This window comes from Sphingomonas sp. CD22 (genome assembly GCF_034556155.1).
In the GTDB taxonomy this organism is placed as follows: domain Bacteria; phylum Pseudomonadota; class Alphaproteobacteria; order Sphingomonadales; family Sphingomonadaceae; genus Sphingomonas.
Genome location: NZ_JAYDYX010000003.1, coordinates 284,528 through 296,706 on the forward strand (window position 1 = coordinate 284,528; position 12,179 = coordinate 296,706).

At 69.5% G+C, this 12,179-nt stretch carries 11 protein-coding genes; all 11 read left to right on the forward strand.

The features are described from left to right. The first annotated feature begins 46 nt into the window (after nt 1-46). The 11 genes from SFC76_RS07710 (at nt 47) to ftsA (ending at nt 12,172) form a co-directional block, all read left to right on the forward strand. Nucleotides 47-1,432, forward strand: a complete 1,386-nt coding sequence (locus SFC76_RS07710) for a UDP-N-acetylmuramoyl-tripeptide--D-alanyl-D-alanine ligase (RefSeq protein ID WP_322848899.1) — start codon at nt 47-49, stop codon at nt 1,430-1,432. Next, a complete protein-coding gene (gene mraY / locus SFC76_RS07715) occupies nt 1,432-2,502 on the forward strand; it encodes a phospho-N-acetylmuramoyl-pentapeptide-transferase (RefSeq protein WP_322848900.1) in 1,071 nt (356 codons plus the stop codon). Before SFC76_RS07710 ends, mraY begins: the two co-directional genes overlap by 1 nt. Next, on the forward strand, nt 2,499-3,794 hold the full coding sequence (murD, locus tag SFC76_RS07720; protein ID WP_322848901.1) for a UDP-N-acetylmuramoyl-L-alanine--D-glutamate ligase: 1,296 nt from the start codon (nt 2,499-2,501) through the stop codon (nt 3,792-3,794). The genes mraY and murD overlap by 4 nt, the downstream gene beginning before the upstream one ends. Beyond that, on the forward strand, nt 3,791-5,023 hold the full coding sequence (locus SFC76_RS07725) for a putative peptidoglycan glycosyltransferase FtsW (RefSeq protein ID WP_322848902.1): 1,233 nt from the start codon (nt 3,791-3,793) through the stop codon (nt 5,021-5,023). The genes murD and SFC76_RS07725 overlap by 4 nt, the downstream gene beginning before the upstream one ends. Then, nucleotides 5,008-6,177, forward strand: a complete 1,170-nt coding sequence (gene murG, locus SFC76_RS07730) for an undecaprenyldiphospho-muramoylpentapeptide beta-N-acetylglucosaminyltransferase (protein ID WP_322848903.1) — start codon at nt 5,008-5,010, stop codon at nt 6,175-6,177. Before SFC76_RS07725 ends, murG begins: the two co-directional genes overlap by 16 nt. A gap of 151 nt (nt 6,178-6,328) precedes the next feature. Next, entirely contained in the window at nt 6,329-7,744 is a 1,416-nt protein-coding gene (murC, locus tag SFC76_RS07735; RefSeq protein ID WP_322849092.1) for a UDP-N-acetylmuramate--L-alanine ligase, read from the forward strand. Then, complete coding sequence (locus SFC76_RS07740) at nt 7,741-7,941, forward strand: hypothetical protein (RefSeq protein ID WP_322848904.1); 201 nt, start codon at nt 7,741-7,743, stop codon at nt 7,939-7,941. Before murC ends, SFC76_RS07740 begins: the two co-directional genes overlap by 4 nt. Beyond that, the gene (gene murB, locus SFC76_RS07745) at nt 7,920-8,840 is read left to right on the forward strand and encodes a UDP-N-acetylmuramate dehydrogenase (protein WP_322848905.1); all 921 of its coding nucleotides are present in this window, start codon (nt 7,920-7,922) and stop codon (nt 8,838-8,840) included. Before SFC76_RS07740 ends, murB begins: the two co-directional genes overlap by 22 nt. Before the next feature lie 205 nt (nt 8,841-9,045). After that, entirely contained in the window at nt 9,046-9,984 is a 939-nt protein-coding gene (locus SFC76_RS07750) for a D-alanine--D-alanine ligase (protein WP_322848906.1), read from the forward strand. Then, complete coding sequence (locus SFC76_RS07755) at nt 9,981-10,910, forward strand: cell division protein FtsQ/DivIB (protein ID WP_322848907.1); 930 nt, start codon at nt 9,981-9,983, stop codon at nt 10,908-10,910. The genes SFC76_RS07750 and SFC76_RS07755 overlap by 4 nt, the downstream gene beginning before the upstream one ends. Beyond that, entirely contained in the window at nt 10,910-12,172 is a 1,263-nt protein-coding gene (gene ftsA / locus SFC76_RS07760) for a cell division protein FtsA (protein WP_038662151.1), read from the forward strand. Before SFC76_RS07755 ends, ftsA begins: the two co-directional genes overlap by 1 nt. Nucleotides 12,173-12,179: the final 7 nt, after the last annotated feature.

A 12,179-nucleotide genomic window follows, 5' to 3' on the forward strand; every position in this document is an offset into this window, starting at 1 on the left:
CACGCTCTACGAGCGCGGTCCCCCTCCCCGTGGCGGGGAGGATGTGATGAGCCTCTGGACCGCAGCCGAAATCGCCGTCGCCACCTCGGGCACCGCCTCCGCCGATTTCGCCGCCACCGGCGTCGCCTTCGACAGCCGCGAGGTGGGTGCCGGCGACCTGTTCGTCGCGCTCACCGGCGAGAGCACCGACGGCCACCGCTTCCTGCCGCAGGCGTTCGCGCAGGGTGCGGCGGGGGCGATCGTCTCGGCCGCGACCGACCATCCGCACGTCCGCGTCGCCGACACCTTCGCCGCCTTGAACGACCTCGGCCGTGCCGCCCGCGCGCGGATGGCGGGGACGGTGATCGGCGTCACCGGCTCGGTCGGCAAGACCAGCGCCAAGGAGGCGTTGTTCGCCGCGCTCGACCGGTCGCTGCCCGGCGCGGTCCATCGTTCGGTAAAGAGCTACAACAACCATACCGGCGTGCCCCTCAGCCTCGCCCGCATGCCGCGCGACACGAAGATCGGCGTGTTCGAGATGGGCATGAACCATGCCGGCGAGCTCGCCGAACTGACGAAACTGGTGCGGCCCCATATCGCGATCGTCACCGCGATCGCGCCGGCGCACACCGCCTTCTTCCCCGACGAAAGCGCGATCGCCGACGCCAAGGGCGAGATCTTCCGCGGCCTCGAGCCCGGCGGCGTCGCCATCGTCCCCTACGACAGCCCGCACCGCGACCGCCTGATGGCCGCCGCCGCGCCTTATGCCGCGCGCACCGTCACCTTCGGCCTCACCAAGGGTGCCGACGTCCGCGCGATCGAGGCGATGCGCCTGCCCACGGGGGGCTCGTTCGTCACCGCCAGGATCGGCGAGCGCGAATTGTCGTTCACTCTGTCGCAGCCCGGCATGCACTGGGTCTCCAACGCGCTCGCGGTGCTCGCCGCGGTCGATGCCGCGGGTGCCGATCTCGCCCGCGCCGGTCTCGCGCTCGGCGAGATGGGCGGCCTCGCCGGCCGCGGCGCGCGCTTCGTCGCGACCGGCGACGTGCTGGTGATCGACGAAAGCTACAACGCCAATCCCGCCTCGATGCGCGCGACGCTCGCGGTGCTCGCCGACGAGCCTGGCCGTCACTTCGCGGTGCTCGGCGAGATGCGCGAGTTGGGCGACGCCTCCGACGACTTTCACGCCGATCTCGCCGGGCCGGTGCTCGCCGCGCGGGTCGAAGCGGCCGTGCTGGTCGGCGAAGCGATGGCGCCGCTCGCCAAAGCCCTTGAGGGACGCACCCAAGTCATGCATGTGGCCGACGCCGCCGCCGCGCTCGGCCAGGTGAAGGCCCTGGCCCGCGCCGGGGATGCGGTGCTCGTCAAAGGGTCTAACGGTGTCGGGTTGTCGCGGGTGGTCGCGGGACTCGCCAATGCGGGCGATCAGCGATCGCTGGGGGGCGGAACGTAATGCTATATTGGATCGCCGAGCATCTGGGTTTCACCGGATTGCTGAACCTCATCCGCTACCAGTCCTTCCGGACCGGTGCGGCGGTCGCGACGGCGCTCCTGATCGGGCTCATCATCGGGCCGCGCTTCATCGGCTGGCTGCGCGTGCGCCAGGGCAAGGGGCAGCCGATCCGCGCCGATGGGCCGCAGACCCACCTCGCCAAGCGCGGTACGCCGACGATGGGCGGGCTGATGATCCTCACCGCGATGAGCCTCGCGATCCTGATCTGGATGGACCTCAGCAACCCCTACGTCTGGTCGTGCCTGTTCGTGACGCTGGGGTTCGGCGCGATCGGGTTCATGGACGATTACGACAAGGTCCGCAAAGCCAGCACCGCGGGCGTCTCCGGCCGGACGCGCCTTCTGCTCGAATTCGCCATCGCCGGCATCGCCTCGTGGATCATCATGGGGCAGAACGGGCCGCATCTCTATCTGCCGTTCACCGACCGCTTGTACCTCGACCTCGGCTATGCCTTCCCGCTGTTCGCCGCCTTCACCATCGTCGCCTTCGGCAATGCGGTGAACCTGACCGACGGGCTCGACGGGCTCGCGACGATGCCGGTGATCATCGCCAGCGTCGCCTTCATGCTGATCGTCTATCTGGCCGGCAACGTGAAGTTCGCCACCTATCTCGGCATCCCGCACGTACCGGGGGCGGGCGAGCTGGCGATCTTCTGCGGCGCGGTGATCGGCGCCGGGCTCGCCTTCCTGTGGTTCAATGCGCCCCCCGCGGCGGTATTCATGGGTGACACCGGCAGCCTCGCGCTCGGCGGCGCGCTCGGCACGATCTCGGTGGTCGCGCATCACGAAATCGTGCTCGGCATCGTCGGCGGCCTGTTCGTCGTCGAGGCGCTTTCGGTGATCATCCAGGTGTTCTTCTACAAGCGCACCGGCAAGCGCGTCTTCCGCATGGCGCCGATTCACCATCATTTCGAACAGCTTGGCTGGAGCGAGCCGACCGTCGTCATCCGCTTCTGGATCATCAGCCTCGTGCTGGCGCTCGCCGGCCTGTCGACGTTGAAGCTGCGGTGATCACCAGCCCGACCTTCGCCGGCCGGCGCTATGCCGTGCTCGGCCTCGCCCGCTCCGGCCTCGCCACCGTCCGCGCGCTCGCCGCGAGCGGCGCCTATGTCGTCGGCTGGGACACCGACCCGGAGGCGCGCGCGCGTGCCGCCGCGATCGACGGCGTCATCGTCCACGATATCGCCGAACTGAGCCTCGATGGCGCGGCGGGGCTCGTCGTTTCGCCGGGCGTGCCGCTCAACACGCATCCGCTCGCCGCGCGCGCGCGCGAGGCGGGCGTGCCGGTGATCGGCGATATCGAATTGTTCGCGCAGGTCCGCGGCGACCTGCCGCCGCACAAGGTCGTCGGCATCACCGGCACCAACGGCAAATCGACGACGACCGCGCTGATCCACCATATCCTCCGGACCGCGGGCGTGCCCAGCCTGATGGGCGGCAACATCGGCCTGCCGATCCTCGAACAGCCGCCGCTGCCCGCAGGCGGCGTCTATGTGCTCGAACTGTCGAGCTACCAGCTCGACCTGACGCAGGGCCTCGATTGCGACGTCGCGGTGCTGCTCAACGTCACCCCGGACCATCTCGATCGCTACGACGGGTTCGAGGCTTATGCCGCCTCCAAGGCCCGGCTGTTCGCGATGCAGTCGCCCGCGCATGACGCGATCATCGGCATCGGCGACGCCCCCTCGGCGCAAATCGCGCGCGGTCTGTCGGCACGCGGCGAGCATCTCACCAAAATCGCGCCCGGCATCTGCATGGACCAGTCCCACTGGCCCGCACTGCAAGGCCCGCACAATGCGCAGAACGCCCTCGCCGCGATCGCCGCGGTCAAGGCACTCGGCGTGTCGGAGGCGGATATCGACCGCGGCCTCGCCAGCTTCACCGGCCTGCCGCACCGGATGGAGACGGTGGCGGTCCGCAACGGCGTCACCTTCGTCGACGACAGCAAGGCGACCAATCCGGAGAGCACCGCCCCCGCGCTCGGCGCGTTCGGCCGCATCCACTGGATCGTCGGCGGCAAGCGCAAAGGCGACGACCTCGACGCCTGCGCGCCCTATTTCGACCGCGTCGTCGCCGCCTATACGATCGGCGAGGCCGGGCCGCTGTTCGCCGGGCTGCTCGAAGGCCGCGTGCCCACGGTCACCCACAGCGGCGATCTCGCCGCCGCGGTCGCGCAGGCCGCCGCTGCGGCGCGGCCCGGAGACACCGTGCTCTTGTCGCCGGCCTGTGCTAGCTTCGACCAGTTCCGCGATTACGAGGAGCGCGGTGCCGCGTTCCGCGCGGCGGTGGAGGCCCTCGCATGACCAGTGCCGGTATGACCGACGCCGAGCGCGACACGCTGATCGCCAAGGTCAAGCGGCGCGGCGGGCGTGGCGACAGCTCGCCGCTCGGCACGTGGTTCTGGGACATCGACCGGATGCTGCTGCTGCTGACGCTGTTCCTGATCGCGATCGGCCTGATCGCGGTCGCGGCAGCGAGCCCGGCGACCGCGGTCCGCTATTCGGGCGAGCATCACAAATTCACCCCGCTCTATTATTTCTGGCGGCAGCTCATCTGGGTCGGCATCTCGCTGCCGGTGCTGTTCGGCGTATCGATGCTGCCGGTGCCGCTCGCGCGGCGGCTGGCACTGGGCGGCGCGGCGGTGCTGGTCGTCTGCCTCGCGCTCACGCCGTTCGTCGGCAACAGCATCAACGGCGCGCGGCGCTGGATCGGCTATGGCTTCGCGCAGTTCCAGCCGTCCGAATTCCTGAAACCCTTGTTCATCGTGACGGTGGCGTGGCTGCTGTCGCTGAAGGCCAAGGACCCCGAACTGCCGACCGTGCTGATCACTGGCGCGATGACCGGGCTGATCGCGGTGCTGCTGATGCTGCAACCCGATTTCGGCCAGACCGTGATCTTCTGCACGGTATGGCTGGCGCTGCTGATGATCGCGGGGACGCCGATGCGAATCCTCGGCGGCATCATTGCGATGGTGCCGGTCGGGCTGACCGCGGCCTATATGTTCTACGGCACCGCGCGCAATCGTATCGACGCCTTCCTGTTCCCGAGTGTCGAGGGCGAGGGGGCGAGCGACCATTTCCAGACCAACGCCGCGCATGCGACGATCACCAGCGGCGGCTGGACCGGTACCGGCCCCGGCGGCGGCACGGTCAAGTTCGGCCTGCCCGAGGCGCATACCGATTATATCTATTCGGTGATCGGCGAGGAATTCGGCCTGATCGCCTGCGCGATCATCGCGCTGGTGTTCCTTGCGATCGTCGTGCGCGTCTTCGTCAAATTGCTCGACGAGCAGGACGAGTTCAAATTGCTTGCCGCCTCGGGGCTCGCGGTGCAATTCGGGGCACAGGCGTTGGTGTCGATGGCGGTGAATACCGGGCTCGCGCCGTCGAAGGGGATGACGCTGCCGTTCATCAGCTACGGCGGGTCGTCGATGATCGCGCTGTCGATCGGCATGGGGCTGCTGCTCGCATTCACGCGGCGCAACCCGTTCCTGACGCGCAGCCCGTATGTGGTGAGATGGGGATCGAATTGAGCAAGCATTACGTCCTCGCCGCGGGTGGTACGGGGGGGCATATGGTCCCCGCCGCGGCGCTGGCCGAGGAATTGACCCGGCGCGGCCATCGCGTCGCCCTGATCAGCGACCAGCGCGGCGTCCGCTTCCCCGGCCTGTTCGCCGAAGGACCCGGCGGTATCCAGACGCACGTGCTGCCCGCCGGCCGTTTCCAGGTGAAGCGCCCGGCGGGCTGGCCGTCGGCGGTGCGCGAGATGCTGCGCGGCCGGGCGATGGCGCGCGAATTGTACCGCACCTTCAAGCCCGCCGCGGTGATCGGCTTCGGCGGCTATCCCGCGATGCCCGCGTTGCTCGCCGCCTTCGCCAACAAGATCCCGACCGCGGTGCACGAGCAGAATGCGGTGCTCGGCCGCGTCAACCGGCTGGTCGCCGGCCGCGTCGATGCGATCGCCACCTCCTATGCGACGACCGAGCGGCTGGCGGTGAAGCATGAGGGCAAGGTCCATCTCGTCGGCAATCCGGTGCGCGAGGCGGTGCTGGCGCTGCGCTCGCGGCCCTATCCCTTGCTCGAGGAGGACGGCATCTTCCGCGTCCTCGTCACCGGCGGCAGCCAGGGTGCGAGCATCCTCAGCCGCGTGGTGCCGGACGGGCTCGCCATGCTGCCGATCACCTTCCGCCGCCGCCTGCAGGTGACGCATCAGGCGCGGATCGAGGATATCGATGCGGTGCGCGCGCAATATGCCGAGCATCAGATCCCGGCCGAGCTCGCCACCTATCTCCCCGACATGCCCGAACAGCTCGCCTGGGCGCATCTGGTGATCGCGCGCGCCGGCGCCTCGACGATCGCCGAGCTGACCGCGGCGGGCCGGCCGGCGATCCTCGTGCCGCTGCCGTCCGCGACCGACGACCACCAGACCGCCAATGCGCGCGAGATCACCAAGGCGGGGGGGGCGCGCACCATCCCGCAGCCCGACTTCACCGCGGTGGAGCTGGCCAAGCAGATGCAGAAGCTCGGCCTCGATCCCGCCGCGCTGGAAAACGCCGCGACCCGCGCTAGGAGCGTCGGCCGCCCGCACGCGGTGCGCGACCTCGCCGATCTCGTCGAGAGCCTCGATTCGCCGGTATCGCGCCTGCCCGTCGGCAAGGCCGCCCCGCGCCAGGAGGCGTTCGCATGATCCGCATCCTGACACTCCTCCCCGGCACGGGGAGGGGGACCATGCGCAGCATGGTGGAGGGGGGGCTCCCCCTGCGCTGTGCTTCGTGGAGCCCCCCCTCCGTCACGGCTGCGCCGCGCCACCTCCCCGGCACGGGGAGGATCGAGCCATGATCCGCGGCGTTGCGACCGATATCGGCCCGATCCATTTCGTCGGCATCGGCGGTATTGGCATGTCGGGGATCGCCGAGGTGATGAAGAACCTTGGCTATACCGTGCAGGGCTCCGACGTTGCCGAGGGCTATGTCGTGCAGGGGCTGCGCGACAAGGGCATCGCGGTGACGATCGGCCATGCCGCCGCCAACGTGGCCGACGCGGCGGTGGTGGTCACCTCGACCGCGATCACGCGCACCAATCCGGAGGTCGAGGCGGCGCTGGAACGGCGCATTCCCGTCGTCCGCCGCGCCGAGATGCTCGCCGAGCTGATGCGGCTCAAATCGACCGTCGCGGTCGCCGGCACGCACGGCAAGACCACGACGACCTCGATGGTCGCCGCGCTGCTCGATGCGGGCGGGATCGACCCGACCGTCATCAACGGCGGCATCATCAACAGCTACGGCTCGAACGCGCGCCTCGGCGCGAGCGACTGGATGGTGGTCGAGGCGGACGAGAGCGACGGCAGCTTCCTGCGCCTCGACGGTACGATCGCGGTGGTCACCAACATCGATCCCGAGCATCTCGACCATTACGGCTCGTTCGACGCGGTCAAGGACGCCTTCGTCGAGTTCGTCGAGAACGTGCCTTTCTACGGCGCGGCGCTGCTCTGCCTCGATCATCCCGAGGTGCAGAACGTGCTGCCGCGCGTCCGCGACCGCCGCGTCGTCACCTACGGCTTCTCGGCGCAGGCGGATATCCGCGGCGTCGACGTCACGCCAGTGCCGGGCGGCAACCGCTTCGACTGCGTCGTGCGCGAGCGTGACGGCACCACCCGCGCGATCGAGGGGATCGAGCTGCCGATGCCCGGCCGCCACAACGTCCAGAACGCGCTCGCCGCGATCGGCGTCGCGCTCGAACTCGGCATTCCCGATGCGACCATCCAGCAGGGCTTTTCCGCGTTCGGTGGGGTCAAGCGCCGCTTCACCAAGGTCGGTGAGGTCGAGGTCGACGGCGGCTTCGTCACGATCATCGACGATTACGGCCATCACCCGGTCGAGATCCGCGCCGTGCTCGCCGCCGCACGCGAGGGCGCGCGCGGCCGGGTGATCGCGGTCGTCCAGCCGCACCGCTATTCGCGGCTCGGCAATCTGATGGAGGACTTCCAGACCGCGTTCAACGATGCCGATCGCGTGCTCGTCACCCCGGTCTATGCCGCGGGCGAGGCGCCGGTCGAGGGCGTCGACGCGCAGGCTTTGGTCGACGGGCTCAAGCGCCGCGGCCATCGCTCGGCGGCGACGATCGCCGACGCCGATGCGCTGGCGGACGAACTCGCGGCGACGATCCAGGCGGACGACATGATCGTCTGCCTCGGCGCGGGCGACATCACCAAATGGGCGGCGGGGCTGGCCAGCGCGATCGGAGAGCGGCGATGAACGACTGGTTCGATGCGGGGCTGAAGCTGCAGAAGCAGATGCTCGATGCGCAGCGCAAGTCGCTCGAAGCCGGCGGCCACGCGGTCGGCGCCGGCGAGGCGCTGGTCCAGGCGCAGGAGGCGACGCGCAAGGCGGCCGAGGCGAATCTCGCCGCGATCCAGGCGTGGACGCGACTATGGGGTGTCGGCCCTTGGTGAATGCGGGGATCATCGATCTCCCGGCCGTGCGCGGGCGCCTGACCGAGGGCGCGCCGCTGGCGCCCCTTGTCTGGTTCAAGTCGGGCGGCGCCGCGCAATGGCTTTTCGAGCCAAGGGACGCCGACGATCTCGCCGATTTCCTACGCGAATGCGATCCGGCAATGCCGGTGATGGCGCTCGGCCTCGGCTCGAACATGATCGTCCGCGACGGCGGCGTGCCCGGTGTGGTGGTGCGGCTCGGCAAGGCGTTCGCGCAGGTCGAGCGACTCGACGACACCAGCCTGCGCTGCGGCGGCGGCGCGAGCGGCATCCTCGTCTCCTCGACCGCGCGCGATGCCGGCATCGGCGGCGTCGAATTCCTGCGCTCGATCCCCGGCACGGTCGGCGGCTTCGTGCGGATGAACGGCGGCGCTTATGGCCGCGAGGTCAAGGACGTGCTGGTCGACTGCGACGTCGTGCTGCGCTCCGGCGAGCGCCGCACGCTCGGTGTCGCGGACCTCGGCTATACCTATCGCCACAGCGATCTGCCCGCGGGCGCGGTGGTGATCGCCGCGACCTTCCGCGGCCATGCCGCCGAGCCCGCCGCGATTGGCGCCGAGATGGACCGGATCGCCGCCGAGCGCGAGGCGTCGCAGCCGCTGCGCTCGAAGACCGGCGGATCGACCTTCAAGAACCCCGCCGGCCACAAGGCGTGGGCGCTGATCGACGCCGCCGGCTGCCGCGGCCTGACCCGCGGCGATGCGCAGGTGTCGGAGAAACATTGTAATTTTCTGCTCAACCTCGGCTCGGCCACCTCGGCGGAGATCGAGGCGCTGGGCGAAGAGGTGCGGGACAAGGTGAAGGCACATTCGGGCGTGACATTGGAATGGGAAATCCAGCGGGTCGGGGTGGCGAAGTGATGGGTACGATGAAATTCCTCCCCGGCACGGAGTATCGGGTCGGATTGTCCCCCGGACGATCCTTGAACATGCGGGGCATGTTCAACCCGATGCTGGGGACCATGCGCAGCATGGTGGAGGGGGCTCTCCACGCAGTGCAGCGTCTGCGGATGCCCCCCTCCGTCAGCGCTGCGCGCTGCCACCTCCCCGTGCCGGGGAGGATTTGATGCACATCGCAGTTCTCATGGGCGGCTGGTCGGCCGAACGCCCCGTGTCGCTGCAATCGGGCAACGGCTGTGCCGACGCGCTCGAATCGCTCGGCCATCGCGTCACCCGCATCGACATGCAGCCCGACGTCGCCGCGCGACTCGCCGAGGCCAAGCCCGATCTCGTCTTCAACGCGCTGCACGGCTCTCCCGGTGAGGACGGCAGCGTGCAGGGCATGCTCGACCTGATGGGCATCCCCTATACGCATTCGGGCCTCGCCACCTCGGTGATCGCGATCGACAAGGTGCTGACCAAACAGGTGCTCGTCCCCGCCGGCATCCCCATGCCCGGCGGCCGCATCGTCAAATGCGCCGAGATCTTCGAACGCGATCCGCTCCAGCGCCCCTATGTGCTCAAGCCCATCAACGAAGGCTCGTCGGTCGGCGTCGCGATCGTCACCGACGACGGCAATTACGGCAATCCGATCGGCCGCGACGTCGCCGGCCCGTGGCAGCAATTCACCGAATTGCTCGCCGAGCCCTATGTCCGCGGCCGCGAATTGACCACCGCGGTACTCGGTGACCGCGCGCTCGGCGTCACCGAGTTGAAGCCCAAGAACGGCTGGTACGATTTCGACGCCAAATATACCGACGGCCTCACCGAACACGTCTGCCCGGCGGATATCCCCGATCCGATCGCCGACGCCTGCAAGAGCCTCGCGCTCGAGGCGCATCGCCTGCTCGGCTGCAAGGGCGCGTCGCGGTCCGACTTCCGCTGGGACGACGAACGCGGCGTCGACGGCCTGTTCCTGCTCGAGGTCAACACCCAGCCCGGCATGACGCCGCTCAGCCTCGTCCCCGAACAGGCGCGCCATATCGGCATGAGCTATGCCGACCTCGTCCAGGCGATCGTCGACGAGGCCCTCAGGGACCCCGCCCTGAAGGACCCACGGGGATGAGCCGGACGATCAAGCGCGGGCCGCCGCCCAAGCGGCCGACCGGGCGGCGAAAGCAACCGGTGCGCAAGGTTTCGCTGTTCGAGCGCGCGGTGTCCGCCGTGCCGGTCAGCGAGGAGACGATCCGCAAGGCGGCGACCTGGACGATCACCGGCGGCGGCATCGCGCTGGCGCTCGCCGCGGTGACGTGGATCGGCATCCCCGGCATGATCGGTTCGGCGATCGCCGAAGGCGCGGGGCAGGCGGGCTTCCGCGTCGAGCAGATCGAGGTGACCGGGCTCAAGCGGATGGACCGGATGAGCGTCTACGCGGTCGCGCTCGATCAGCAGAGCCGCGCGATGCCGCTCGTCGATCTGGAGGCCGTGCGGCAGAAGCTGCTGCGCTACGGCTGGATCGCCGACGCGCACGTCTCGCGCCGGCTGCCCGACACGTTGCTGGTCGACATCGTCGAGCGCAGCCCGGCGGCGGTGTGGCAGGACAATGGCCAGCTCACGCTGATCGACAAGGACGGCGTGCTGCTCGAACCCGTCCGGCCCGACGCCATCCCCGATCTGCCTCTGGTGATCGGCCCCGGCGCCGACCGGCAGGAGGCGGGCTATCAGACGCTGCTCGCCGCCGCGCCCGCGCTCAAACCGCGGGTCAAGGCGGCGACCTGGATCGGCAACCGCCGCTGGGACCTGACCTTCGACAGCGGCGAGACGCTGGCGCTGCCCGAGGACGGCGCGCCCGCGGCCTTGCTCAAATTCGCCGAACTCGATGGCGCACGGCCGCTGCTCGGGCGCGGCTGGATCCGTTTCGACATGCGCGACCCGAGCAAATTGGTCGCGCGCAAGCCGGGGGCGAGCATGGCGCATAACGTGCCGGACCCGAGCGAGGTGGCGACACCGTCGACCGATACGACCAACAGGCAAGCGGGGGCTGAGGGCTAATGGCGAAGGTTGCACCGGAAGGATTGATCACGGCGCTCGACATCGGGTCGTCGAAGGTCTCGGCGATGATCGCGCAGAAGGGCGACGGCGGCGAGTTGATCGTGCTCGGCACCGGCCAGCGCGAGAGCCGCGGCGTCAAGCGCGGCTATATCGCCGACATGGCGGCGACCGAGGCGGCGGTGCGCGAGGCGGTCGAACAGGCGGAGCGGATCGCCGGGATCAACATCGAGAACGTCTGGGTCGGCTTCTCCGCCGGGGGCCTGGTCAGCGACGTCGCCGAGGTCGAGTTCGAGCTGGGCGGCCATCGCGTCGAGCAGCAGGATATCGACGCTTTGCTCGCCGCGGGGCGCAATTCCATCGATCCGCAGGGGCGGATGGTGCTCCACGCCCAGCCCGCGCTCTACACGCTCGATGGGCTGACCGGGGTCAAGAAGCCGCTCGGGCTGCATGCCGACCGGCTCGGCGTGCACATCCACGTCGTCGCCGCCGACGGCTCGCCGGTGCGCAACCTCGACCTGTGCGTCCGTTCCGCGCATCTCGAGGTCAAGTCGATCATCGCCGCGCCCGTCGCCACCGGGCTCGCCTGCCTGTCCGACGAGGAGCGCGAGCTCGGCGTCGCGCTGGTCGAGCTGGGGGCGGGGATCACCAACGTCTCGCTGTTCGCGGGCGGCATGCTCGTCGGCCTGTGCTCGATCCCGATGGGCGGGCAGGACATCACCGACGATATCGCCAGCGCCTTCGGCACCCGCCGCGCGCAGGCGGAGCGGATGAAATGCTTCCACGGTTCGGCCAACGCTTCGCCGCGCGACAATCACGAGATGATCCCGGTGATGCCGATCGCCGCCGAGGACGACGTCCATGGCGGGATGCAGATCACCAAGGCGCAGCTGATCGGCATCGTCCGCCAGCGGCTTGAGCATCAGATGGACGAAATCCGCAAATCGCTGGCGCAGCTCAAGTTCGAGGGGCCGGTCGGGCGGCAGGTGGTGCTCACCGGCGGCGGCGCCGAGCTCAAGGGCATCGCCGATTACGCGCAGCAGGCGCTCGGCCGTTCGGTGCGGATCGGCCGGCCGCGCGGGCTGACCGCTCTGCCGGAGGCGCATGGCGGCCCGGCGTTCGCGACGCTGGCGGGGCTCGCTTTCTACGCCGCGGCCGATCCGATCGACCTGCGCGGGGTCGCGCCGCAGCAAACCACCGTTCATCGGCAGCGTGGCATGGGCATGATGCGCAAGCTCATCCAGGCGGCGCGCGCGAATTATTGAGCGCCGA

Coding starts and splice junctions, on each gene's coding strand:
- murG (WP_322848903.1), top strand. CDS start 5,008: ATGGGGATCGAATTGAGCAAGCATTACGTCCTCGCCGCGGGTGGTACG.
- SFC76_RS07710 (WP_322848899.1), top strand. CDS start 47: ATGAGCCTCTGGACCGCAGCCGAAATCGCCGTCGCCACCTCGGGCACC.
- SFC76_RS07725 (WP_322848902.1), top strand. CDS start 3,791: ATGACCAGTGCCGGTATGACCGACGCCGAGCGCGACACGCTGATCGCC.
- mraY (WP_322848900.1), top strand. CDS start 1,432: ATGCTATATTGGATCGCCGAGCATCTGGGTTTCACCGGATTGCTGAAC.
- SFC76_RS07755 (WP_322848907.1), top strand. CDS start 9,981: ATGAGCCGGACGATCAAGCGCGGGCCGCCGCCCAAGCGGCCGACCGGG.
- SFC76_RS07750 (WP_322848906.1), top strand. CDS start 9,046: ATGCACATCGCAGTTCTCATGGGCGGCTGGTCGGCCGAACGCCCCGTG.
- murB (WP_322848905.1), top strand. CDS start 7,920: ATGGGGTGTCGGCCCTTGGTGAATGCGGGGATCATCGATCTCCCGGCC.
- ftsA (WP_038662151.1), top strand. CDS start 10,910: ATGGCGAAGGTTGCACCGGAAGGATTGATCACGGCGCTCGACATCGGG.
- SFC76_RS07740 (WP_322848904.1), top strand. CDS start 7,741: ATGAACGACTGGTTCGATGCGGGGCTGAAGCTGCAGAAGCAGATGCTC.